This window comes from Maribellus luteus (assembly GCF_003576475.1).
Taxonomy (GTDB): domain Bacteria; phylum Bacteroidota; class Bacteroidia; order Bacteroidales; family Prolixibacteraceae; genus Draconibacterium; species Draconibacterium luteum.
The window spans coordinates 517,268-541,983 of record NZ_QWGR01000002.1 but is presented as its reverse complement, the minus strand read 5'-3'; the positions used below and the strand labels follow the sequence as shown (position 1 = coordinate 541,983).

Genomic DNA, 24,716 nt, shown 5'->3' with positions numbered 1-24,716 from the left:
AAGAAAGCTTCCTGCTATTCTTGACAATTTATTCAACTGCTGCCCAACCGGCAACCGGGACGGCACCCAAAAGAAGCAAAAGTTTATTGAAAATACTGATTTCTCGCAATCCCTGATTACTCAAATTCACCGGGTACGGCGCTAGATAATTCCCATTTTTTTCATCAGGAAAGTAGCATTCATGGTTTTGGTAAACCCGTCCGAAAGTTTGTAATCAAACACCAGTTCGTCGTTCTCGATTCTGATTTCAAAACACTTATTGAATACCTGCTGCGGGAATTCCTCCTGCATCTCGCTTAATTTAAGATCGTGGGTAGCGATCAGCGAGACCGACTGGTATTGTACCAGCTTCCGGATGAGTTCTTTTGAGCCGTTTAGCTTGTCGACCGAGTTGGTCCCCTTCAGCATTTCATCCAGAATCACAAAAATACGGTCACCGTTCTGCAGACGGTCCAGCACTCCTTTAATTCGCTTCAGTTCAGCAAAAAAGTACGATTCATCCTTTAAGAGCGAATCCGTTGTCCGCATGTTTGTATAAAGATCGATGGGTGTTACCGTCATATTTTGAGCGCAAACCGGTGCCCCCGACTGTGCGAGCAGTAGATTTACGCCGAGCGTACGCAAAAAGGTACTTTTCCCGGCCATGTTCGCCCCGGTCACAATCATTACTTTCGACCAACCTTCAATCCCAAAATCGTTGCAAACCCGCTTTTCCTGCCGGATCAGTGGGTGTCCCAACTCCTTTGCATCAAAAATAAAATCGTTGTTATTGATAAGCGGATATACAAAATCGGGATGATTGTCGGCATAATTGGCCAAACTGATTAGCGCATCCACTTCGGCAACAACATCTATCCATTTCACCAGGCTCCGGTGATTCTCCCTATGCCAGCGCCAAAGCTGAAACACACAACGAATATCCCACAACAAGAACGAGTTTAGAACAGAACCCACCAAAAGATTTTGACGGTACTCAAACTCTTCCACCCGCTTCTTTAGCTGTCCGAATGTATGGCCCGCCGAAGGATGCTTTATCGCTTGCTGAAGATTGCGGAGATAGGCCGATTGAAAATCCTGCTGCTCCACCTGCTCCAGCAGCAGCATATATTTGGAAAGCAACCGCGATTTCCGGCCAAAGAAACCGAAATAATACACGATGCGCTTCCGGTAAAAATACATCATTAACCACTGGGCAAAAATGGCAAGTACCAAATATGTATTGGAAAATCCCAGAACTGCCGGAATGATTGCGAGCAACGTCAAAGCCGGAATCAGCCGAATGATCCATTTGGTTATTTCCGGACTTCTGAGGTTAAACTCCGTCTCCGACCAACCGGTAATTTCCCGGCTCAGGGCTTCTGTCTCTTCAAAAAGCTTCCCTTCAGCTAAAAACTGCAAACGCCACTCTCGCTTTTCTGAAAGCTCGCGTACCGCTTGCTGCCTGCTTTCAATTTCTTCTTTGTTTGTTGATGATTTTATAAACCACGAAGCCAGCTTTTTGGCCCCGCCAATTGTAGACGTCCGGTTCAGGTACTGATAAAGCGACCCGTCGCCAAACAAATCAAGGTCGTACGAAAAAAAGTGATTGGTATCGAGAAATTCCGCACCGTTTTTAAAATGCAAAAATGAATGATCATGTGCCAGCAATTCATCTTCTGTCAGCTGTTTTAACACCGCACACTTTTTCCGTTGCCGGTCGAGCCGGAGATTTACTTTTATGAGGAAGAAAAACAAAACAAGCAAACCCAAGGTCAGCACTCCTGCCACCCAGCTTAAGCCCAGAAACGAAAACGGAAAGAAAAGCGCGATGAAAACAGCCAACCGATACCAGGCCAGCCACCTGATCTTGCGGGTGAGATTTTTCAGTTCTTTTTCAAAAAGCTTGTTTTGTTCCTGATTAAATGTGCGGGCGTTGTTCATTTACAAATAATTATAACGGTGCAGGAGATAAGCAACAATAAATACGGTTGCCACAAGCGCGGTAAACACCAGCCAGATAATACCTGATTCTTCACCACGCAGTGCTGTTTTTTCGATTTTAGGCGACCGGGTGTAAAAAAAGTGATTTTCCACAAACATGACCAGCTTGAAAACAAGCAGTCCCACGCCTACTCCCAGCAATGTGCCTCCCAGTATATCGAACGGGTAATGAACACCGGAATAAATACGCGAATAACTAAAGACAGCTGCCCACAAAAAGAGCAGCAACGTATAGCCTCTTTGCTTAAAAATCAGCGAAGTAAAAACCAGGATGGCCACCGAGTTGGCTGCATGCGCCGAGACAAATCCGTACATGCCTCCTTTGCGCAACACATTGTGCACCAAATGCTCAATGGCTGGATCGTGCACCGGCCTCAAGCGTTGAAACCCGGCTTTCATCAAACCGGAAATCTGATCGGCACCGAGCACAACCAGCGCCAAACCAATAACGATCAGAATGGCTTTGGATCGGTAATTCTTGACAAAGTAAAACAGGATTATCGCAAAAAACGGAAACCATGTTTCCTGCCGGGTAACCAGCATCATGACCGTATCCCAAAAATCGTTGTGAAAACTGTTCAAGTACAAAAACAGCTCCTTATCCCATTCCAATATCGTGCCTAAAAATCCCATCAACTATTTAATATTTCCCAAATTTTATCTTTCAATACCTGGATATTTTTCCCTGTTACCGACGAAAAGAACATGTGCGGAATGTCTTTTAATTCGTGGCTGATCTCTTTCATCAGTTCCTCATCAAGCATGTCGGATTTACTGATCGCGAGATAACGTTGTTTGTCGAGTAATTCCGGGTTGTATTTCTCCAGTTCATCCATTAAAATGCGGTATTCCTTCAGATGATCCTTGCTGTCGGCCGGCACCATAAACAAAAGCATTGAATTTCGCTCGATGTGCCGCAAAAAGCGCAGCCCCAAACCACGCCCTTCGTGAGCACCCTCAATAATCCCGGGAATATCAGCCATCACAAACGAACGTTGTTCTCGATGCCCCACAATTCCAAGATTTGGCACCAGGGTGGTAAACGGATAATCACCAATTTTTGGTTTGGCCGCCGAAACTACCGACAAGAGAGTAGATTTCCCTGAACTGGGAAAGCCAACCAGACCAACGTCGGCCAGCACTTTCAGCTCCAGAATCATCCAGCTTTCCTGCCCCTCTTCTCCGGGCTGTGCAAACCGGGGCGTTTGATAGGTAGCCGATTTAAAGTGATCGTTGCCCAGACCACCACGCCCACCTTTCATTAAAACCTTGCTTTCGCCGTGCTGCGTTATCTCAAACAAAAATTCACCCGATTCGGCATCGCGGGCAATCGTTCCGAGCGGCACCTCCAGTACGATGTCTTCACCATCGGCACCAGTACTGCGCTGCTTTCCGCCCGACTCTCCGTTTCCGGCCTTAATGTGTTTTTTATACTTTAAATGAAGAAGGGTCCACATGTGCTGGTTTCCTTCCAGTATAATGTGTCCACCCCGGCCGCCATCACCGCCATCAGGGCCACCTTTGGCCACAAATTTTTCTCTGCGCAAATGCGCTGACCCTGCACCTCCGGCACCCGATTTACAGTGTATTTTTACGTAATCAACAAAATTCGTCTCGGCCATTTTTCTTCTTTTAAATGTTCCTTTACTTTACCAACAAAGGTGAGAAATCCGGTTAGCATACAGAATTCCCACCTTTCTAAGCGACTTCAACTGAAGCCTATAACTTTTCGATCACCTGTTTTAACCTGTCGGCAATCTCTTCTATACTTCCCATTCCGTCGATACCAAAATGCTTGCCCTGCGGCTTGTAGTATTCAATCAACGGAAGTGTTTTATCACGGTACACCTGAATACGGTTCTCGATCACTTTCTGATTCTGATCATCCACCCTGCCCGATACTTTTCCCCGGCTTAGCAGACGATTGATCAGCTCCTGCTTCTCCACTTCAAGGCTCAGCATCCCTGCAATTCCGGTCTCGTGCGCCTCAAGCATAATATCCAACGCTTTTGCCTGGTCCACTGTTCTCGGAAAGCCATCAAAAATAAATCCCCTGGCTTCGCTGTGGGTCTCCAGGATCGCTTCAATCATTTTTACTACCAGGTGATCGGGCACCAATTCGCCCTTGTCCATAAACTTTTTGGCCTCCACCCCTAATTCAGAGCCGGCGGCAATCTCACTCCGTAAAATCTCTCCGGTCGATAAATGTATCAACCCGTATGATTTTATCAGGTATTCAGCCTGGGTTCCCTTTCCTGCTCCGGGGGGGCCAAATAATACAATATTTAACATGTTGACTTTTGGTTATTTTTCGGTTATTCTTTTACGATTGAATATATATCAATCAAATTTCGGCCATGTCCGTCATAATCCAACCCGCAGCCTACAATAAAATCATTCGGAATTTCAATTCCGACATACTTCAGGTCTACGTCCTTTTTTAGGGCATCTGGTTTCAAAAGCATGGTTGCCACCAAAACTTCTTTCGGATTCATGCGTTTTAACTGCTGCTGAATGTTGTCGATGGTAATCCCGGTATCCACAATGTCTTCGAGTACTACCACCGTTCTCCCCTCAATGTCTTCGTTCAACCCGATCAGTTCTTTAACCGTACCGGTTGTTTGGTCGCCCACATAGGAAGCCAGTTTTACAAATGAAATTTCGGATTCAACAAAGTTTATCCGTTTAAAGAGTTCAGCGGCAAACATAAACGATCCGTTCAGAATGCAAAGAAAGAGCGGATTTTTACCTACCAGTTCGGCGTTCATTTTTTCAGCCATTTGCTCAACTACCGACTGAATCTTTTCGTGAGAAATGAATAACTCGAACTCTTTATCGTGAATTTTAACCCGCTTCATGAAAATCTTTGATTTTTATTAATACTTAAATTGCCTTAAATTCGCCTTGAAAATTTGGGCTACAAAATAACAAAAACAATTCGAGTATCAGAAAATAAAACTTAAATATGACACCAAAAGTTAGCATTATCATGGGCAGCACTTCCGATCTGAATGTGATGGAAAAAGCAGCCAAACTATTTGATGAATTCGAAATCCCTTTTGAGATCAATGCTTTGTCGGCCCACCGTACGCCGGAGGAAGTGGAAGTTTTTGCCAAAGGTGCCAAAGACCGTGGCATAAAAGTGATTATTGCAGGTGCCGGAATGGCTGCTCATTTGCCGGGTGTTATTGCCGCTATGACACCGCTTCCGGTAATCGGAGTCCCCATCAACGCAAGCCTTTCTGGCTTCGACTCGGTTCTCGCCATTCTGCAAATGCCTCCCGGAATTCCGGTAGCAACCGTTGCGGTTAATGGTGCCATGAACGCCGCCATTTTAGCCGTGCAAATGATGGCAACCGGCGACGAAGCTCTGATGCAAAAAATGATACAATACAAGGAAGATCTGAAGAAAAAAATTGTAAAGGCCAACCAGGAGTTAGCCGAAGTTAAATTTAAGTTCAAGACAAACTAAGCGTAACAAAACATTTTTTTCGTACATTTAACAGGGCGCATAAATTTTATATGCGCCCTGTTTTGTATGAGAAAACCCTTTCAAATACAATTGCTGTTTCTGTTTTTATCGATTACGTCGATAGCCTCTGAGAACCGCACCGCCGGAGCCCGTTCGGCAGCACTCTCGCATGCCAGCGTTTCTCTTAGTGACGCCTGGAGCACCTTTCACAACCAGGCCACGCTTACCGGCGTCTCCCAACTTTCGGCCGGAATCTACTACGAATCACGCTTTATGCTGGAAGAACTCTCGCTCTCTGCCGGAACTTTTTCGTCTCCTGTTTTTGGAGGTATTGCCGGAATAAGTTTTTATCAATTTGGAAAAGGAAGTTACAAAGAATCAAAGTTGGGGCTGGCCTTTGCCAAGCAGCTTTCAAAACGATTAAGCGCTGCGCTTCAGCTCGACTACTTCTCGAACCGCTTCCCCGAGAACAACGGCGCCTTTGCTTTCTTGACCTTCGAATGCGGCCTGCTTTACCAGCCCACCCGGGAACTGGCGTTGGGTGCGCATATTTTTAACCCGGTACGAAATGGTTTTGAAACCTACTACGGCTCGCAAAGAATGCCTTTTACCTACCGACTGGGAGGCCATTATCAGCTCTCGGAAAATGTACTGCTAAGTGCCGAAGTTCAGAAATCTTCGGATTTCCCCGCGCAGATAAAATCGGGATTGGAATTTATGCCGGTAAAAAACCTTGCCTTTCGACTAGGAGTTTCGGGCAAGCCCTTCCATTATTCGGGAGGAATTGGTTACTCTTTTGGAAACATTTCCACCGACTTTGCCTATAGTTACCACGGCAATCTGGGGTTCACTCCCTCTGTTTCGATTCAACTTCGTTTAAAATGAAAAGAGCGACCCAACATATTATCCTGCTTCTGCTTTTGGGGATTCCGTTTTTATCCCTTGGGCAAAACATTTCGCCGGATAAGATCATTGAAACCATCGTGGAATCGCAGCTCGAAAACATGGAAGAAGAAGCCGATGCAGCGCTGATTACCGAAGATCTGGAACAACTGCTGAATGATCCGATCAACATTAACGCCACCACTGCCGGCGAACTTTCAAAAATGTACTTGCTAAACAGTATTCAGATCAACAAGCTGCTGGCATATGTCGATGCATACGGCCCGGTTTATTCCATTTTTGAATTCACTACCATCGACGGATTTACGCCGGAACTGCTTCAGAAAATGCAGCTTTTTATTGTTTTCGGCCCTCCGACAACAAGCCCCACTTCCTTTAAAGAAGAAACCAAATACAAGCGACAGGAACTGCTGTTACGAAGCCTCGGAACGATTCAAAAAGCGCGTGGATATCGGACAAACGACGAAGGGACCAAGCCTTACGAAGGAAACCGATTCCGCTATTACAGCCGCTACCGACTGGAAGCCGGCGACAAACTCTCCGCCGGGCTAACCGCCGAAAAAGATCCGGGGGAAGCATTTTTCAAAGGCTCCAACAAGCAAGGCTTTGATTTCTACTCGGGCAATGTAAGTATGAAGATCAACCCTGTTTTTGAGCGGATAACTGTAGGTGATTATATTGTTCGCAGCGGGCAGGGTTTGGTACTTTGGCAAGGTTTCTCTCCCGGAAAATCAGCCGATGTTTTGGGAATCATGAAATACGGTCAGGGAGTCAGACCCTATACTTCAGTGGATGAGAACCTGTATTTCCGCGGAGCAACCACCAGCATTCAACTAAAAAAGAATACCATTCATCTTTTTGTTTCGCAAAAGAATGCCGATGCCAACCTGGATACGGAAGTAGACGGAACATCTGTTTTTACCAGCCTGCAAACATCAGGTTATCACCGTACCCAAAGCGAAATTGCCGATGAAAAATCAGTTAAATACCGAAATGCAGGAGTTGTTTTTTCTCGAACCTTTTCGAAACTAAAATTGGGAACCACTTTCATCTACCAGCATTTCGACACGCCCTTTTCTCCTGCTGACCAATTGTACAATCAATTCAAATTTAAGGGAACAGAAAATTTCACAGGAGGAATCGACTACCTGTTTAGCACCGGAAAATACCAGTTTTTTGGAGAGGCAGCCGTTTCAAAATCGGGAGCAAAAGCTTTCCTGCAGGGAAGTATCATTCACCTGAATGACCGGCTGAATGTTGCAGCACAATTCCGTCATTTCGACAAAAACTACCACGCATTGTGGGGGCAGGCTTTTTCCGAAAGCAGCGCCGTTGCCAACGAAACCGGTTTTTACATGGGCATCCGCTTTCTTCCGGCCAAACGGATCACGCTAGCTGCCTATTCCGATTTTTACCGCTCGCCCTGGATTTCCTATACCACCGCCGGCCCCGCTTCGGGTTACGATGTTTTTGCACAAGCCGATTTTCAACTTTCGGAAAGGTTCAAATGCTACCTTCGGGTAAAATCAGAAACAAAAGACCAGAAAAACAAAGCAGAAAAACTTTCTGTGAATTTACCGGAACGCACGCAACGAATCAGGCTTCACGCTGAATATTTCATCACAGAAAAGCTGCGATGGAGCAGCCGGCTGGAGCACTCATCGTTTCGTGGCAGCAAAAAAGAACAAGGAATACTGGGTTACCAGGATTTGCTGTACAAACCAACAAACATTCCGCTCAGCCTGTCAGGAAGGCTTGCCTATTTCAACACAAGCAATTATGACGCACGTATTTACGCGTACGAGAACGACCTGCTTTATACCTTCTCGGTACCGGCTTTCTTTGGCAAAGGATGGAGAACTTACCTCAATTTCAAATACAAAATCTCGGACCGGGCAGAGCTTTGGTTCAAACTTGCCAACACACACTGGACCGACCGCAACATCATCGGATCAGGTTATAACGAGATAGCCGGGAAAGATAAAACCGAAGTAAAAATGCAGCTCCGGTTGAAATTTTAATTTTGAATGTGTTACTTTGCTGAGTTAAATAAATAAAAATGACGGGCTATAATTTCGATGACATTCGTCCTTATTACGATTCGGAAGTAAAGCAAAAAATGCGTTTACTACTGAAAGACAAGGTTTTTGATGAGGTACTAATGATCCTATTCAAAAATCGTCCGAAAGTGGAAATGGTAAAATTTCAGCTGCGACGTATCAAAAGCGTTAAACAGCTGCAGGGTGTTTTTGTTTATGACCTGCTGCATTGGCTGGTGGATAAAACCTCCAACGGGCTTAAATGCAGCGGAATTGATAAACTGGATAAGAAGAAACCTTATCTTTTTATTTCCAATCACCGCGACATTATTCTGGATGCTGCGCTTCTGAACGTACTCATTTTTGAACACGGGATGAATACCACGGAAATTGCCATCGGAGATAACCTCTTACAATACGAATGGATTGAACATACCGTAAAACTCAACCGTTCGTTTGTCATCAGACGAAACCTCGCTCCGCGCGATTTAATGACTGCTTCACGAAAAGTGTCTCACTTTATCCGGAAGTCGATTACCGAGGATAAAATGTCGATCTGGATTGCCCAGCGTGAAGGCCGCACCAAAGACGGGAACGACAAAACCCAGGACAGTGTTCTTAAAATGCTCAACATGAGCAACAAAAACACCATTTCAGAAGGTTTCAACGAGCTCAACATTGTTCCGGTTTCCATCTCATACGAAATTGAACCCTGTGGATTGGCCAAGCTAAAAGAGCTGATCAAAAAAGAACATTACGGCCAACTGAAAACCAGCAAAGACGATCTGAAAAGTATGTCGATGGGAATGTTTGCACCCAAAGGAAGAATGCGTTTTGCCTTTGGTGACCCGATTGAAACACATTTTCCGCCGGCCGAGAACAACGAACAACGTAACAAATACATCCGCGACATTGCCGAAATGATCGATACGCAGATCTATAAAAACTTCAAGCTGTGGCCCAGCAATTACGTTGCTTACGACATGCTGATGCAGGAGCACCGCTTCAAAGACAAATACACCGCCGAAGAGCAAATGAAATTCGAAATTATGGTGGAACAAGCCATGGTTCATGTGGATTTTCCGGTTACCGACATCCAGGAACGCTTTCTGAAACTATACGCCAACCCGGTGATTAACAAACTTAAAGTGAAGAATATCTAATATGCGTTCTGTTATTTGGGACTGGAACGGAACGTTGCTCAACGATCTGGACTTTTGTATTTCAACCATCAACCAGCTTCTTGAAAAAAGAGGCCTCAATCTGCTGGACCACGCTCAGTACAAGGATGTATTTTCGTTTCCTGTAAAAGATTACTATACCACCATCGGGTTCGATTTCAGCAAAGAAGATTTTTCGATACCCGCCCGCGAGTTCATAGATCTGTACAACAGCGGAGTAAAAAACTGTGATTTACACAGCCAAACCCACGCGGTTCTCGACTTTTTTAAAAACGCGGGTAAACGGCAGTTTGTGCTTTCGGCCATGCAACAAAACATGCTGCACGAAACGCTGGATCACCAGAATATTCTCAATTATTTTGAAGGAATTGCCGGATTAAATGACCACTATGCCGCCTCAAAAATTGAACGGGGAGAACAATTGATTGAATTGTACCAGATTCGAAAAGAAAATGCGGTGATGATCGGCGATACGATTCACGACTACGAAGTGGCCGAAAAACTGGGAATTACCTGCATCCTGATTGCCAACGGACATCAGTCGAAAGAAAGATTGGAAAGCACCGGGGCCTTTGTTGCCGATAAGCTGGAAGATCTGATGGATCCTGAATTTCTCCGATTACTACCTTAAACTACCAGCCAAACGATTCGCGCTTTTTGATATCGCGGATAAATAACTGAAGACTGGTTTTTCCACGGTATTCGTTTTCGTTGATCGAGTAGCAAATATCGAAGGGAGAACCGGAAGTGATCAGGTCGTAAGCATCCGACTGATTAAAAGCAATCCCGGGGAAAATACCGGAATTTACATCGGGCTCTACCAAATCCAGTTTCAGGTGTTCTTTGTTTTTCCCTACGCAGCGGCTGGTTCCGGCATCAAAAACATCTTCCGTAACAAATACAGGCATCATATTGTGTGGGCCAAAAGGAGCAAACTGCTTTAGTATGCGGAAGAAACGCGGGGTAATTTCACTCAGCGTAATTTTTGCATCAATTTCTATGGATTGAATTTGTTGCTGATCAGTAATCTGACGAGTAACAATTTCTTCAAAGCGTTCTTTAAACTCCGGAATGTTTTCGATTCTCATGGTGAGTCCGGCGGCATACATGTGGCCTCCGTACGACTCCAGCAAATCGCTGCACTGCCCGATGGCTTCGTACAAATCGAAATCGCGCACCGACCGGGCCGATCCGGTTGCCAGTCCATTCGATTCGGTCAGAATCACCGTTGGCCGGTAATAGTATTCCGTTACCCGCGAAGCTACAATCCCGACAACCCCCTTGTGCCAGTCGCGGTTGTACAAAACCGTACTGTTCATCGCTTTTAGCTCCGCACTGTTTTCAATGGTATCCAGTGCTTCCTGGGTGATGTCGCGGTCCAGTGTTTTCCGGATTTCGTTAAACGAGTCGATTTCTTCCCCTAAAAGGTCTGATTTATCCACATCATCAGAAACCAGAATTTGCACCGATTTTTTTCCGTGCTCGATCCTTCCCGAGGCATTTAACCGCGGCCCGATCTTAAAAACAATATCGCTGATGGTGATGTCGCTTCCGTTGATTCCGGCAAAATTGATAATGGTTTGCAGCCCCACTCCCGGATCTGAATTCAGTTTCTTCAGCCCATAGTAAGCCAGTACCCGGTTTTCTCCTGTAATGGGCACAATATCGGCCGCAATGCTTACTGCCACCAAGTCGAGCAGGTCGTAAATTTCTTCCAGGTCAATCTCGCTTTTCATACAGAAAGCCTGCAACAATTTAAAACCAACCCCACAACCTGAAAGCTCTTTGTAAGGGTATTCGCACCCGGGCTGTTTGGGATCCAGCACAGCTACTGCGTTTGGCACCCGATCTCCTGGGTTGTGATGATCGCAGATAATAAAGTCGATCCCAAGCTCTTTGGCCTTTTCAATCTTCTCAACCGCTTTAATTCCGCAGTCGAGCGCAACAATCAGCGTCACTCCGTTTTCGGCAGCGTATTCAATACTTTTGGGCGAAATCCCATAACCTTCGCTGTACCTGTCGGGAATGTAATATTCAATCTCTTTGATTCTTTCTTTCAGGAAAAGATACATCAGGGCTACCGACGTAGTTCCGTCCACATCGTAATCGCCGTAAACAATCACTTTCTCCTGTTTTTCAATGGCTCTTTCCAGGCGCTCCACCGCTTCCTTCATATTTTTCATCAGAAACGGATCGTGCAGATCGCTTAGGCGGGGACGAAAAAAAGCTTTGGCTTCGTTGTAGGTTTTGATGCCCCTGTCGACCAGCAGGCGGGCGATCACCATGTTTACGTTCAACGCAGCGGAAAGGTGTTTTACCTCGTTTTGGTCGCCTTGTTTTTTAAAGTTCCAGATTTTTTCCATTCCGCGTTTTTGTTGATTCCTGAAAAGAAGTTAGCAAAGATACAAAATGCCCGTTCATATAGAAAAAAAACCTAAAATTGTCCGATTATTTTTTCAACACTGCTACAAAGCCAAATACATCCGGAAATACAGGTTTCGTTTCTCTTCTCATCCGGATGAAACCGGCAAGCGATTCATGAACACTATGTTATCGTTTAAAAACTTTGGCGGCATTTCACAGACAGGAAAAAGCACGAGCAACTTGTTTTATTATCTTTGCCGAAATTTTTGCAAACATTCAGCAAGTTACCTCTTTGTTTCCGGCAAAACCGTTTGAATTTTCCGGCAGAAGGGGAACCAAAAACAGATTATAAAATGAGTCATCAGGAATTAAGCGAACAGGAGTTAATCAGAAGAAATTCGTTGCAAAAAATGCGGGAACTGGGGATTGAACCCTACCCTGCAGCCCAGTATCATGTAAACGCTACTTCTGCCGCTATAAAAAATAACTACAAGGAAGAAGACAATAATTTCCAGGATGTTGTGATCGCAGGACGACTGATGAGCCGCCGCATCATGGGAAAAGCAGCCTTTGCCGAAATCCAGGATCAGGAAGGGCGTATTCAGATTTACATAAACCGCGATGAGATTTGCACAGGAGAAGACAAAACCCTGTACAACGAGGTATTCAAAAAGCTGCTTGATATTGGTGACATCATCGGCGTAAAAGGCTTTGCTTTTATTACGCAGATGGGCGAACTTACTGTTCATGTAAAAGAGCTTACCGTGCTAAGCAAATCGTTGCGGCCGCTTCCGGTGGTTAAAGAAAAAGAAGGAAAAACGTTTGACGCATTTACCGATCCGGAACAGCGTTACCGGCAGCGCTATGTCGACCTGATCGTGAATCCGCAGGTGAAAGACACCTTTGTAAAACGTACAAAGATCTACAACACCATGCGCCAGATGTTCAACGAATACGGCTACCACGAAGTGGAAACGCCGATTTTGCAGCCGATTCCGGGAGGCGCTGCTGCCCGTCCGTTTATTACGCACCACAACGCGCTGAACATGCCTTTGTACATGCGTATTGCCAACGAGCTTTACCTGAAACGACTGATTGTAGGTGGCTTTGAAGGCGTTTACGAGTTTGCAAAAGACTTCCGCAACGAAGGGATGGACCGCACTCACAACCCGGAATTTACCGTAATGGAAATTTACGTGGCTTACAAAGACTACAAGTGGATGATGGAGTTTACCGAGGAGATTTGCGAACGTGTAGCGCTGGCCTTGCACGGAACAACCAAAGTTCAGCTGGGCGAGCATATTATCGACTACAAAGCTCCGTTCCCACGTGTGACCATGACTGACGCGATTAAAGAACATACAGGTTACGATATCTCCGGAAAATCGGAAGCTGAGCTGCGCGAGATTTGCGACAAACTCGGCCTTGAAACCGACGAGACAATGGGGAAAGGAAAACTGATCGACGAGATCTTTGGCGAAAAATGTGAGCACAATTACATTCAGCCGACATTTATAACCGACTATCCGGTTGAAATGTCGCCGCTTACCAAAAAACACCGCGACAACCCTGAACTGACCGAACGTTTTGAGCTGATGGTAAACGGAAAAGAGCTGGCCAATGCTTACTCTGAGCTGAACGACCCGATCGACCAGCGCGAACGTTTTGAAGACCAGCTGAAACTTTCGGAAAAAGGCGACGACGAAGCGATGTTTATCGACCAGGACTTCCTGCGTGCGCTGGAGTACGGCATGCCTCCCACATCGGGAATGGGCATTGGGATGGACCGTTTGACTATGTTTATGACCAATAGTCCGTCGATCCAGGATGTGTTGTTCTTCCCGCAAATGAAGCCGGAGAAAAAAGCCGTGGAATTGTCGGAAGACGAAAAAGTGGTATTCGAACTGCTGAAAGAAACTTCACCAATCGATCTGAACGACTTAAAAGCGAAATCGGAACTCAGCAACAAAAAATGGGACAAAGCCATTAAAGGACTGACCAGCAAAAAAGTGGCAAAAGTAGAGAATGCTGATGCCGGATTAACCGTTTCATTGCTATAGACAAATAAAACCAGATAATAGCAGGGCCTCTTCATCAACTGATGGAGGGGCTTTTTTTTTATCCGGGAAAGTTCCAATGATCAATAATCAATTTTCAATTTCTGGTTATTGAAAATTGGGAGTTTTATATTGAATATTTAATCTTTGAAAAGCATGGTTCTTCCGGGAAATACGAGGGTAAACTTTCCTTGACTGAGCAGTGCGCCTCAATCCATCCTCGGGGGATTTTCAGTAATTCGCTAACTACGTTAACGATTTTGCTTCAGATCCCGGTAACTTAGATACATCATCACAGAAACCACCATCAGCAAAAGAATTGCATAAGTAATAATTGCTACCATAATTCTAAGTTTTGTCCGACACTTTATGACCGGTGCCGGTTATTTCTGTTTTAAATTACTACGAAACAACCAACACAAGCATCTGTATTCAAGAAACTTATCAAACACCTGCTGTTTATATGCTTTCGCAAAAACCCCCAAAAGCCTTTGTGCAGAAGGCCTGCAAATGGCTATCCTCTGGTCATAAATTTGTTGTAACTTGTAGTGCACGTTTAATCCAGCGCCCGGTATAAAGCCTCCATTGTGAAATTCTCCGGAAGATTATTTGAACGCAAATACTATCCGAGTAAGCCCAAAATCGATAAGAGTAGGCAAAACAAAATCCTAAAATCATGAACCAGCTGCGTTTTTTTGCCATCATTACGATGCTTTTTGTACTGATCAGCCTCCCGGCATGCGACAAAGACGATTCCTCGGATGATTCAATTCTTGGGACCTGGGAACATGTTGAATCGTGGGAAGGATTCTCGATGACAGTTACCATGACCTTTAACGCCAACCACACCGGAACCTCAAAACTAGTGATGGTTATTGAGGGGGAAACAGAAAGTGAAACAACCAGCTTTACTTACAGCACCAACGGCTCCACACTTACACTCACCGAAAGCGGAGAAGTTACGGTTCTTTCTTTCTCGGTTTCCGGGAATACGCTCACCATCACGGAAGACGGCGAAAAAATAGTATTTACACGTAAATAAAAGTTTTGCGAAGCCTCGGGTTTGTCGCCTAAATGTAAAGTACCATTTTTGATAAAAATGCACCGATTTTCTGTTGTAAATTCTCGCTTAAATTGCTTACTTCGTACATCATTAAGCCTCTTTAGCTCAGCTGGTAGAGCAGCTCATTCGTAATGAGCAGGTCGCGGGTTCGAGTCCCGTGAGAGGCTCACGAACGGGAGGAGAACAAACTCCCTAAATACTCACAACCAACACCTTACACCAATCAGAGAACTTTTTACTTCTCAAAGCGAGAAACATTTGCGAAACATTTCCGGTTAATAATATTATTTCAAACCTATAAAATAGCTGCAATTAATACAACCTGCAATTAAAATTTTCGTCGCCTACTTCCCATTCTTGGAGGAACCTTCTTTGATTATTTTCATTGCATCTCGAAACTCTTCTTCTCCTTCACCATGAAAGCCACAGTAGGTGCATCCCCAGCGGAGGCTTTTATTCGAGAAGTAAATGTGAAATTTGCGACATCGGGGACAGCTTGCAAGCCACTGGTCAACTCCATTCTCGTTGGGATGAGGCTCTAACCCATATTCTTTGAACAGTTCAGTGAGTGGAGGAGGATTTTGCAATGCTGCTGCTTCGTTACGCTCAAATTCAGCGATGAGGTCAGCAATTAACGAATCAAACTCTTCTTTAGTGACAAGTCCGTTCTGTATTGCATTCGTTGGAAAGCCTATGGCAAATCTGGAGTTCTTGATATAGTCCTTCAGTATTTCCATAATCTGAACCTTGACAGGTTGAATTGATCTTTTAAACTGGGCGATGATAGCTGGACAGGTAAAATCAGTCTTCCCAATGATTTGAAGATAGCCATCCTCTGTTTCGAGGTAGTGTACTGATTGTGTTATCGTGTCGATTCCGATGAAGAGATAATAGGACACTACCAGTTTACACTGATCGAGATACTCACTGGGATTGCCAAAGTCATGGCGGGATGAAAGGTCGAAACCTTCTTTTTGTACTGATGCGTTCATAGTAACAATGTTTTTGATGAATAACTATAAACACCTCGAAAACCTTGGGATGGATGCATTTTATTTTGACGACCGTCCACATACTAAACCACCGTTGTGTTGCCCACTCGGTTGGTGACAGTATTCACTGTTCTCTTGATGTTGATTCGAAGATAATATTTAAATCAATTTCAGCAGTTGCAAATCACCATTTTATGCAATGCTTTGGATGGGGATTTCTCTAAGTAAAATATCTAAGCAGATTTTTAACTGGAATTCCTTTTATAATAAAGAAATCGAAAGAACGCAGACCTTCCCTTTCTGAGACTTACTACCCCAAGCGACAAAAAAGGAAAATATCTCTGATTCATCGAACCCAACACTTTTTCATCCATCATGTTTTACATCCTGATAGCTCAAATACAACACTACTGCAATCACAATCACCATCAGGACACCGTATGCGATAAGTGCTCCCATGACTTTTAACTTTTAAACGTTTTCCATCCGGCTTAAAAACCGGGCTCTTATTAACGCTCAGGTTTTCCCAACCATTCATCACAATTTCTTTTTTAGTGTTTTATCGTACTGGCTTATACGAAGAACATATCCCGATAGGTTCCTTTTAAGAGAAAAATCAGACATCACTCTCCGGTATTTATGATCCGAAACCTTCATCAGAGCAGCAAAACAAGGCCACCCAAAGATTACCTTTTAGCCAATTTCCGAATATTACTAAGAAGGACGCAAATAATTTATATAGCTTTTTTGATTGCCAATGGTGCCGGATAAAACCAGCATTCACTTGCTTTTTATGCTGACATTCAGTAAATTGAATAGCATTTTTTGACTGAGATACACCTTTCTGATACTGTTGGAAGCAATTGACCAGGCTTTATTCTTTTAAACCAGCTCCGGCAGCCTTCCGGCTAAGGAGCAAATTTTATGAATTCCCACTAAGAAAAAAACGTATGAAGAAATTTTACTCATCAACAAAACCCCTGTTAATCGCTGCGGCTTTACTTTTAAGCTTCGCAGCCCAAAGCCAGGAATCCCTGGTAATTACCGTTGGAGACATTATCCTGGCCCCGCAGGGTGACACCCTTGTTACAGCCGAATATACCGACGGCAACGGAAACCTGGTTTCGGATGCTAAAATTGGATGGATCACCGAACCCGGCTACCTGGGAAAAGTTGACAGGAACGGGAAATTAGTAGCCAACCACCCCGGCGAAGGTTATTTGATTGCCAAATACAAAGACCTCCGGGATACCGTAATGCTGACGGTAACAGGTACTCCAAAACCTGATGACGACGATGGAATGATGGAGGACGAATATCCCAAAATCAAAATTGTTCCGGATAATATCCGCGTTGAAATCAGTGATTCGGTCGAGCTTCGGGCATTTTACATCGATTCCACCGGAGTAAAAATCGACACCACTTTTGAATGGTGGGTGGAACCAATGGAAGTTGGTATGTTTTCGGACTCGGTTCCTAACCTGCTTTATTCAGCCGAAGCACCGGGAAAAGGAATTATCATTGCCCGCCTGGGCGATTTAGCCGATACCGCCAAAATTACGGTGTACGAAACACGTGACAAAAAGGAAAAAATCCAAAAGGAAAAAGACAAACAAAACAACAAGGGAAAACAACTCACCATCAGCCCGGACGACATGATGGTTTATGTAGGACACGCCCCTATTCAATATTCGGCAACATACAAAACAAACGGCAACAAGCACCAGAATGCGACCTACAACTGGAGTGTAACGGACACCACCGTGGCCAAAATTGATCAAGACGGTCTGCTTACATTATCAGGCGAAACCGGAATGACACTGGTAACTGCCAATTACTCCAATTTTGAAGCTTCGGTTGAGTTACTGGTTGTTGACTCTACGGTTGACCTGGAGGTAAACACCATCTCAATAAGGCGCGTTCTGCCTAACGGAAACGAACTACATCCCAAGTATTTCAAAGAAGGAGAATCCTATAAAATCGGCGGCCTTCCCTATCCACTGAATATCCTGAATGCCGGGATGTTACATTTCCCGTTTGGCTGTATTAGCGAAGACATCGATATCTACATGTTCATCCCGGAGAAATACGCCGAGATGAACGAAGACAGCACTGAGGTTGAATTTAGCGAAGGCGTTATTACAGGCGTAAAATTCAGTGTTGTGCCGGCAGGTTCTGATACCATTGTTGAGCCATACTGGTTTAATATTCCTGTTGAGTTAAAACTGGTTTACAAGCAGGATTTACTCGATTCGCTGGGTATTGATCCGATGAATCTGGACGTTTTCTTTGCCGAAAATACCGGCTTTGTTTCGGTAGACGATGAGATTGCCGTGGTTGATACAGCCCGGAACCGAATCTATGCTTCCATTGAACATTTCAGTACAATCGTTGTAAAATCGGCCGACTCCAAAACGACCGTGGATATTATCCCGGAAGAAAAAACGGCGTTTGACATTTATCCCAATCCATTCAGCACCCAAACAAAAATAGAATTTAAACTGGAACAGAATACCAACATTAATCTGAGCATCTACAACCTGTTTGGCCAGGAGATCAAGATACTCGCCAATGGAGAATTCCAGGAAGGCACCCATAAGTTTGTCTGGAAAGGAGACAAAGCCAACGGCGCCAAAGCCACAACCGGTATTTACCTGGTACGATTGATCCAGGACGGAAAAGTAAACAACGTACAACGCCTGGTGTTAAATCGCTAGGCAAACTTCAAACAGCATAAAGCTAAAAGCCTTTCGCCACATGGCGGGAGGCTTTCTATTATTCCAAAAGAGAAGCACAAAAAAAGGGCTGTCAAACGACAACCCTTTTATTTATTTCTTTAGCTTCGGATTAGGCATTCAACGAATAACGGTCAAAAGCTGTTACTGTCAATTCAGCATCGTTTTGCTTCAGGAAATCTTTGATGGAGATTTTTCCATCTTTCACGTAAGTCTGGTTCAAAAGCGTTACGTCTTTGTACCATTTGTTCAGTGAACCCATAGCGATCTTTTCGATCATTTCTTCAGGTTTACCTTCGTTACGGTATTTTTCCTTAGCAAAAGCAAGTTCCTTATCGATTTCAGCCTGTGGAATAGACGACTCGTCAACTGCAAGCGGAGACATAGCTGCTACCTGCATAGCCACATCTTTTCCTACCTGAGCTTCCACTTCTTTGTTGAAACTTACCATTGTAGCCAGCTTATTTCCGGGGTGGATATAACCAACTACAGCTGCATCGCTCAAACATTTATAGTACGAAAGTTCCAGTTTTTCGCCTGTTACACCGGTTTGTTCAGTCACCAATGTTTCAATGGCAGTTCCGTCAAGCTCAATGGCTTTCAGAGCTTCCAGGCTTTCAACTTTATTTTCAAGCGCTGCATTCAGAATTTTCTCAGCGAATGCAACAAAGCTTTCGTTCTTAGCTACGAAGTCGGTTTCGCAGTTCAGTACAACCAATGCACCGAATTTGCCATCTTCAGTAACTTTCGCCAGCGCAACACCTTCAGCAGCGTCGCGGTCTGCACGTTTGTTAGCAATCAGTTTTCCTTTTTCGCGGATAATTTCGAGTGCTCTTTCAAAGTTACCGTCGGCTTCAGCCAGGGCATTTTTGCAATCCATCATCCCTGCACCAGATACTTTACGCAGTTTAACTACGTCAGCTGTTGTAAAAGACATATGATAAAATCTTTTTAAAGTTTATAGAATGTTAACCTTACTCGTCGTCAGATGTTTCTTCGTCATCAACGTCTTCGTCGTCCGAATCTTCGCTAACAGCTTTCCCTGCTTTTTTACCGGAAGCGCCATCTGCGTCTTCTTTCTCCTTCTCAACTTTGCGTTCGCCCAATCCTTCACGAATGGCGTCGCACATAGCTCCAACAATCAATTTAATTGACTGGGAAGCATCGTCGTTGGCAGGAATTACAAAGTCAACATCTTCAGGGTTCGAGTTGGTATCAACAATCGCAAATACGGGGATTCCCAGTTTCTGAGCTTCACGAACAGCGATTTTTTCTTTCAATACGTCAACAACAAAAAGGGCTGCTGGCAAACGGGTAAGGTCAGAAATTGAACCCAACATTTTCTCCAATTTGGCACGCTGCCTTGTGATCTGCAGTTTTTCACGTTTCGAAAGGTTATCCCAACTGGTGTCCTTCGTCATTTTGTCGATGGAGATCATTTTTTTCACCGCTTTGCGGATGGTTGGGAAGTTGGTAAGCATACCACCGGGCCAGCGTTCAGTAACGTAAGGCATTCCTACCGCTTTTACTAAATCTGAAACCAGTTCTTTGGCTTGCTTTTTAGTAGCAACAAACAAAACTTTACGGCCCGATTTTGCAATTTGCTTAATGGCAGCCGCTGCTTCATCAATTTTAACTACTGTTTTTTGCAGATCGATGATGTGGATTCCGTTTTTCTCCATGAAGATATAAGGCTCCATGTTGGGATTCCACTTTCTTTTCAGGTGACCAAAATGCGCACCTGCTTCCAATAATTCTTGAAAATTTGTTCTTGGCATCTGTTTACTTTTTCTATGTTCTAAAAGCAACCGCTGGGTAGCCCCGAAACCTCGGAGATCTCAGCCGTTTTAGATCCATATAAGTGAATAATAATATAAATATTAACGTTTTGAGAACTGGAACCGTTTTCTTGCTTTTGGCTGACCTGGTTTCTTACGTTCCACTTCGCGCGGATCCCTTGTTACAAATCCGGCAGCTTTCAGTTGTGGTCTTGACTCAGGATCAATTTCCATTAAAGCACGGGTGATAGCCAAACGCAGCGCTTCTGCCTGTCCTTTTGGGCCACCGCCATCAAGGTTCACTTTGATATCGTATTTTTCAGAAACCTGAAGCAAGTTCAGCGGTTGCAATACGATGTACTGCAGAATTTCTGACGGGAAGTATTCTTTCAGTTCCCTTTTGTTGATGGTAATGTTTCCTTTACCTTCGCTAACGTAAATACGCGCAACTGCTGTTTTTCTACGTCCTAATGAATTAATTACTTCCATCTTGTTTATTTAGTTTTTAAATCAACAATTTTTGGTTGCTGCGCAGCGTACTTGTGTTCAGCACCAATAACTACATGCAAGTTACCGTACAGTTTGCGGCCCAGTTTGTTTTTAGGCAACATACCTTTTACGGCTTTTTCCACTAGGCGCTCCGGATATTTCGCAAGAATTTCCAGAGGATTTTGAAAACGCTGTCCGCCCGGGTAACCTGAGTGACGTACGTATTGCTTGTCGCTCATTTTTTTACCAGTCAATACAACTTTTTCAGCATTGATCACGATTACGTTATCCCCACAGTCAACGTGCGGAGTAAAATTCGGCTTGTTTTTACCTCTTAGCATTTTTGCCACTTCACTGGCCAAACGCCCCAAAACAAGTCCTTCAGCATCAATAAGAACCCACTCTTTGTTAACGGTTTCTTTATTCGCCGAAATTGTTTTATAGCTAAGTGTGTCCACTTTAAACTTCTTTTTTTGTATTCTACACTTCTGACCTCCCCTCAGCTAAACTGGTTGTCTCAACGGAATTTTTCGACAACAGCACTTACATCAAGAAAATCAATTACTTACACTCCTTATAAATAAGGATAATAATCGGGACTGCAAAAGTATTTTCTTTTTTCGGAAATGCAAAGAAATAAATGTCAAATTTTCATGCACTTAGCATCGTTTCGTATAAAATTAACATAAACGCGCTTCAATTGATTTTCAAAATATTAAAACGCCCTTCTTTCTACGAAGAAATACAGGAAAATCAACTGGGCTCAATGTTCGAACCTAAGTAAATTCGCTACCGAATAATCTTCTTGTTTTTTGACCGTTATCTTCTAAATAAAAAACGCGAAGCAACAAGTAGAATGTGAATAAAACCGGGCAACATTTCCGAAACAGCCCTTTAATTTACTTACATTTGTTGACCTGCAGATGAACGGATAAGCATGAAAAAGCAAAGACCCGGAAAATTAAAAAAGCGATTTATGAACTCGTGGATGACTTCACTGGTAAGCATTACACTGGTTTTGGTGTTGATGGGCCTGCTAAGCTTAATATTGTTGAACACCCGCCGTTTATCGGAATATGTGCGCGAGCAAATCGGGTTCACCCTGGTATTGAAAGACAACCTGAAGGAAACCGAGGTTCTTCGTCTTCAGAAGGCACTCAATGCCAGCGAATACGTAAAATCAACCCGGTTTATTAACAAAGAAGAAGCAGCCAAAGAATTAACCCGGCAATTGGGCGAAGATTTCTCCGGATTTCTGGGCTACAACCCGCTTTTTGCGTCGCTCGACGTAAAACTCTATGCGCCGTACACCCAAAACGACAGCCTGGTTATGCTGGAGCAGAAGTTCCTCGACTATCCGCAGGTAACCGAAGTTTACTACCAGAAAAACCTGGTCACGTTAATCAATGACAATGTTCAAAAAATAAGTCTGATCATCCTGATTGTAAGCTCACTGCTTACCTTTATTTTTTTCGGGCTGATCAACAATACCATTCGCCTGCTGATCTATTCGCAGCGCTTTATAATTAATACCATGCAAATGGTTGGCGCCAGCAGAAATTACATCCGAAAACCTTTTCTGAAAAGAAGCATTGGCTTGGGAGCCGTTGGCGCACTGCTTGCCAATATTATTTTACTGACCGGGATTTACACCTACAAAAAAGAACTTTACGGAATTATTTCAGAAAACGACCTGAAGGTTGTTCTATATGTTGTGGCCATTGTTTTTGCACTAGGCTTTATTATCTCCCTTTTATCGACATGGCTTGCGCTCAACAAATTCCTTCGATTGAAATTTGACGAGTTATTTTATTAACTATCTTTACGCACCAATTTATCCGAAATATGGCTAAAAGAACAAAAGAATCAAAAGATACAGCGGGATTTGCCCTCGGAAAAGAGAACTATAAATTAATGGCTATTGGCTTTGCCATCATTATTTTAGGTTTTATTTTAATGGCCGGCGGTGGCAGTCATGATCCCAATGTTTTTAGTGAAGAAATTTTCAGCTTCCGCCGAATTACACTGGCACCGATTCTTCTTTTCATCGGTTTTGTTTTTGAGATCTACGCCATTATGAAAAAACCCAAAGAGGAAGAATAAACGGCCCGATGAACGAACTCCAGGCACTTCTACTCGGAATTATCCAGGGACTTACTGAATTTCTACCTATCAGCTCAAGCGGACACCTTGAAATGGGGCATGCTTTGCTGGGAATACACGAAGGCAACAACCTGTTGTTTGTGCTCGTCGTGCACGTTGCCACCGTTTTAAGTACACTGGTTGTGTTCCGAAAAGACATAAAAGTTTTATGCCGGGATCTGTTTGCATTCAAATGGAACCAATCAACCCAGTACATTGCCAAGCTACTTTTATCTTCGGTTCCCATTGTAATCATCGGTCTCATTTTCAAGAAGCAAATCGAAGGTCTTTTTACCGGTAACCTTTTACTAGTGGGCTGTATGCTGCTGGTTACTGCCGGCTTACTTACACTCACCACCTTTGTAAAGAAAAGTGATGGTGAAATCACCTATAAAAACGCATTCATAATTGGCATCGCGCAAACACTTGCCATTTTACCCGGTATCTCCCGCAGTGGATCTACCATTGCCATCGGTCTCTTATTAAAAGGAAAGAAAGAAGATGTCGCCCGTTTTTCGTTTCTGATGGTACTTCTACCTATTCTTGGAGCATTGGGTTACGACTTGTTGAGAGAAGGCGTGGTTGTATCAGAAGTCAACATCAAAAACCTGGCAATTGGTTTTATAGCAGCCTTTGGTTCCGGCTTGCTGGCCTGCTCCTGGATGATCAAAATTGTAAAACGAGGCAAACTGATTTATTTCGCCGTTTATTGCGCGCTTATGGGACTTATTGCTATCTTTGCAGCTTGATTTTCAAGAACTTTAATCCAATGCTCTGAAATTCAGAGAATTACGCATGCCCGAATTAAAAAACAAATATGACTTTCCTGCCGGAGAGATTTTATTGTTTGACAAAGATTTGAAATGGACTTCGTTTGATCTTGTAAACAAGGTCCGTTATGAACTTTGCCGGAAACTGGGTATTAAGAAGCTAAAAGTAGGGCACGCCGGAACACTCGATCCGTTGGCTACCGGGCTAATGATTTTATGCACCGGGAAGGCCACAAAAAAAATAGAGGAAATTCAATACCAGGAAAAAGAATACCTGGCTACCATTAAACTAGGCGCCACAACTCCTTCTTTCGATTTGGAAACCGAAGAAGACAGTTCGGCCGACTACAGTCATGTAACTCCTGAAATGCTGAATGAAGTGTTAAAGACATTCATTGGCGAGATCGAGCAGGTACCTCCCATATTTTCGGCTGTTAAAGTAAAGGGAAAGAGGGCTTTTGATTATGCCCGAAGTGGAAAGGAGCTAGAACTTCCACCCAAAAAAATTGTTATAAAAGAGATCAAAACAGAGCAGTTTGATTTACCCTACATAAACTTGAGGGTTACCTGCGGCAAAGGGACTTACATTAGGTCTCTGGCGCGGGATATAGGAAAAGAATTAAATTGTGGGGCTTATTTAACCGCTCTGGAGCGAACAAGAATTGGAGATTTTGGTTTGAATGATGCATTTAGTGTAAATTATTTTCTGGAAAATTTAACTTTAGATGAATCAAAATGAAATTTCAGCCGT

23 protein-coding genes, 1 tRNA gene and 1 riboswitch are annotated in these 24,716 nt (G+C 43.8%); of the genes, 13 read left to right on the top strand and 11 right to left on the bottom strand.

Features of this window, described 5'->3' with window-relative positions; translation table 11 throughout:
- Window positions 1–141 precede the first annotated feature (141 nt).
- The 5 genes from D1614_RS04950 to hpt form a co-directional block, all read right to left on the bottom strand.
- Entirely contained in the window at window positions 142–1,920 is a 1,779-nt protein-coding gene (locus tag D1614_RS04950) for a MutS-related protein (protein WP_119436785.1), read from the bottom strand.
- A complete protein-coding gene (locus tag D1614_RS04945; protein WP_119436784.1) occupies window positions 1,921–2,613 on the bottom strand; it encodes a phosphatase PAP2 family protein in 693 nt (230 codons plus the stop codon).
- Window positions 2,613–3,602, bottom strand: a complete 990-nt coding sequence (obgE, locus tag D1614_RS04940; RefSeq protein ID WP_119436783.1) for a GTPase ObgE — start codon at window positions 3,600–3,602, stop codon at window positions 2,613–2,615. The genes D1614_RS04945 and obgE overlap by 1 nt, the downstream gene beginning before the upstream one ends.
- A 97-nt stretch (window positions 3,603–3,699) precedes the next feature.
- A complete protein-coding gene (locus D1614_RS04935) occupies window positions 3,700–4,272 on the bottom strand; it encodes an adenylate kinase (protein ID WP_119436782.1) in 573 nt (190 codons plus the stop codon).
- A gap of 23 nt (window positions 4,273–4,295) precedes the next feature.
- A complete protein-coding gene (hpt, locus tag D1614_RS04930; protein ID WP_119436781.1) occupies window positions 4,296–4,838 on the bottom strand; it encodes a hypoxanthine phosphoribosyltransferase in 543 nt (180 codons plus the stop codon).
- Window positions 4,839–4,945: 107 nt separating this feature from the next.
- Between hpt and purE the strand changes: the two genes are divergently transcribed.
- The 5 genes from purE to D1614_RS04905 all read left to right on the top strand — a co-directional run bounded on the left by purE (window position 4,946) and on the right by D1614_RS04905 (window position 10,206).
- Window positions 4,946–5,452 carry a 5-(carboxyamino)imidazole ribonucleotide mutase gene (gene purE / locus D1614_RS04925; RefSeq protein ID WP_119436780.1) on the top strand — a complete coding sequence of 169 codons (507 nt, stop codon included), beginning with the start codon at window positions 4,946–4,948 and terminating at the stop codon, window positions 5,450–5,452.
- A 66-nt stretch (window positions 5,453–5,518) separates the two neighbouring features.
- A complete protein-coding gene (locus tag D1614_RS04920) occupies window positions 5,519–6,337 on the top strand; it encodes a hypothetical protein (RefSeq protein ID WP_119436779.1) in 819 nt (272 codons plus the stop codon).
- Window positions 6,334–8,376 carry a helix-hairpin-helix domain-containing protein gene (locus D1614_RS04915; RefSeq protein WP_119436778.1) on the top strand — a complete coding sequence of 681 codons (2,043 nt, stop codon included), beginning with the start codon at window positions 6,334–6,336 and terminating at the stop codon, window positions 8,374–8,376. The genes D1614_RS04920 and D1614_RS04915 overlap by 4 nt, the downstream gene beginning before the upstream one ends.
- Before the next feature lie 38 nt (window positions 8,377–8,414).
- Window positions 8,415–9,557, top strand: coding sequence for a 1-acyl-sn-glycerol-3-phosphate acyltransferase (locus D1614_RS04910; protein WP_119436777.1), 1,143 nt, complete (start codon window positions 8,415–8,417; stop codon window positions 9,555–9,557).
- Window position 9,558: 1 nt separating this feature from the next.
- The gene (locus D1614_RS04905) at window positions 9,559–10,206 is read left to right on the top strand and encodes an HAD family hydrolase (RefSeq protein WP_119436776.1); all 648 of its coding nucleotides are present in this window, start codon (window positions 9,559–9,561) and stop codon (window positions 10,204–10,206) included.
- A 1-nt stretch (window position 10,207) separates the two neighbouring features.
- Here the strand turns inward: D1614_RS04905 and recJ are convergent, their stop codons facing one another.
- A complete protein-coding gene (gene recJ, locus D1614_RS04900; protein WP_119436775.1) occupies window positions 10,208–11,938 on the bottom strand; it encodes a single-stranded-DNA-specific exonuclease RecJ in 1,731 nt (576 codons plus the stop codon).
- Window positions 11,939–12,292: 354 nt separating this feature from the next.
- Here recJ and lysS point away from each other — a divergent pair, with 354 nt between their 5' ends.
- From lysS to D1614_RS04885, 3 genes are all read left to right on the top strand, one after another.
- Window positions 12,293–13,999 carry a lysine--tRNA ligase gene (gene lysS, locus D1614_RS04895; RefSeq protein ID WP_119436774.1) on the top strand — a complete coding sequence of 569 codons (1,707 nt, stop codon included), beginning with the start codon at window positions 12,293–12,295 and terminating at the stop codon, window positions 13,997–13,999.
- Between the two features lie 673 nt (window positions 14,000–14,672).
- Window positions 14,673–15,038, top strand: a complete 366-nt coding sequence (locus tag D1614_RS04890; RefSeq protein ID WP_119436773.1) for a lipocalin family protein — start codon at window positions 14,673–14,675, stop codon at window positions 15,036–15,038.
- 115 nt (window positions 15,039–15,153) lie between these two features.
- Window positions 15,154–15,226, top strand: a tRNA-Thr gene (locus D1614_RS04885).
- 177 nt (window positions 15,227–15,403) lie between these two features.
- Here D1614_RS04885 and D1614_RS04880 read toward each other — a convergent pair.
- A complete protein-coding gene (locus D1614_RS04880) occupies window positions 15,404–16,051 on the bottom strand; it encodes a hypothetical protein (protein ID WP_119436772.1) in 648 nt (215 codons plus the stop codon).
- A 51-nt stretch (window positions 16,052–16,102) separates the two neighbouring features.
- Window positions 16,103–16,198, bottom strand: a riboswitch (SAM-I-IV-variant riboswitch).
- An 803-nt stretch (window positions 16,199–17,001) separates the two neighbouring features.
- Between D1614_RS04880 and D1614_RS04875 the strand changes: the two genes are divergently transcribed.
- Window positions 17,002–18,768, top strand: a complete 1,767-nt coding sequence (locus tag D1614_RS04875; protein WP_119436771.1) for a T9SS type A sorting domain-containing protein — start codon at window positions 17,002–17,004, stop codon at window positions 18,766–18,768.
- Between the two features lie 130 nt (window positions 18,769–18,898).
- Here the strand turns inward: D1614_RS04875 and tsf are convergent, their stop codons facing one another.
- From tsf to rplM, 4 genes are all read right to left on the bottom strand, one after another.
- Window positions 18,899–19,723 carry a translation elongation factor Ts gene (gene tsf, locus D1614_RS04870; protein WP_119436770.1) on the bottom strand — a complete coding sequence of 275 codons (825 nt, stop codon included), beginning with the start codon at window positions 19,721–19,723 and terminating at the stop codon, window positions 18,899–18,901.
- A gap of 37 nt (window positions 19,724–19,760) precedes the next feature.
- Window positions 19,761–20,564, bottom strand: a complete 804-nt coding sequence (gene rpsB / locus D1614_RS04865; RefSeq protein ID WP_119436769.1) for a 30S ribosomal protein S2 — start codon at window positions 20,562–20,564, stop codon at window positions 19,761–19,763.
- A gap of 102 nt (window positions 20,565–20,666) precedes the next feature.
- Window positions 20,667–21,053 (bottom strand): 30S ribosomal protein S9, encoded by a 387-nt coding sequence (gene rpsI / locus D1614_RS04860; protein WP_119436768.1) that lies wholly within the window; start codon window positions 21,051–21,053, stop codon window positions 20,667–20,669.
- Between the two features lie 5 nt (window positions 21,054–21,058).
- Window positions 21,059–21,511 (bottom strand): 50S ribosomal protein L13, encoded by a 453-nt coding sequence (gene rplM / locus D1614_RS04855; protein ID WP_119436767.1) that lies wholly within the window; start codon window positions 21,509–21,511, stop codon window positions 21,059–21,061.
- A gap of 479 nt (window positions 21,512–21,990) precedes the next feature.
- Here rplM and D1614_RS04850 point away from each other — a divergent pair, with 479 nt between their 5' ends.
- Genes D1614_RS04850 through truB form a run of 4 tightly spaced genes read left to right on the top strand, consistent with a single transcriptional unit; the run spans window position 21,991 to window position 24,704 of the window.
- Complete coding sequence (locus D1614_RS04850) at window positions 21,991–22,869, top strand: cell division protein FtsX (RefSeq protein ID WP_119436766.1); 879 nt, start codon at window positions 21,991–21,993, stop codon at window positions 22,867–22,869.
- Window positions 22,870–22,898: 29 nt separating this feature from the next.
- Complete coding sequence (locus D1614_RS04845; RefSeq protein WP_119436765.1) at window positions 22,899–23,156, top strand: DUF3098 domain-containing protein; 258 nt, start codon at window positions 22,899–22,901, stop codon at window positions 23,154–23,156.
- An 8-nt stretch (window positions 23,157–23,164) separates the two neighbouring features.
- Complete coding sequence (locus tag D1614_RS04840) at window positions 23,165–23,944, top strand: undecaprenyl-diphosphate phosphatase (protein ID WP_119436764.1); 780 nt, start codon at window positions 23,165–23,167, stop codon at window positions 23,942–23,944.
- Window positions 23,945–23,990: 46 nt separating this feature from the next.
- Window positions 23,991–24,704: a tRNA pseudouridine(55) synthase TruB gene (gene truB, locus D1614_RS04835; RefSeq protein WP_119436763.1), complete on the top strand. Its 714-nt coding sequence runs from the start codon at window positions 23,991–23,993 to the stop codon at window positions 24,702–24,704.
- Window positions 24,705–24,716 lie beyond the last annotated feature (12 nt).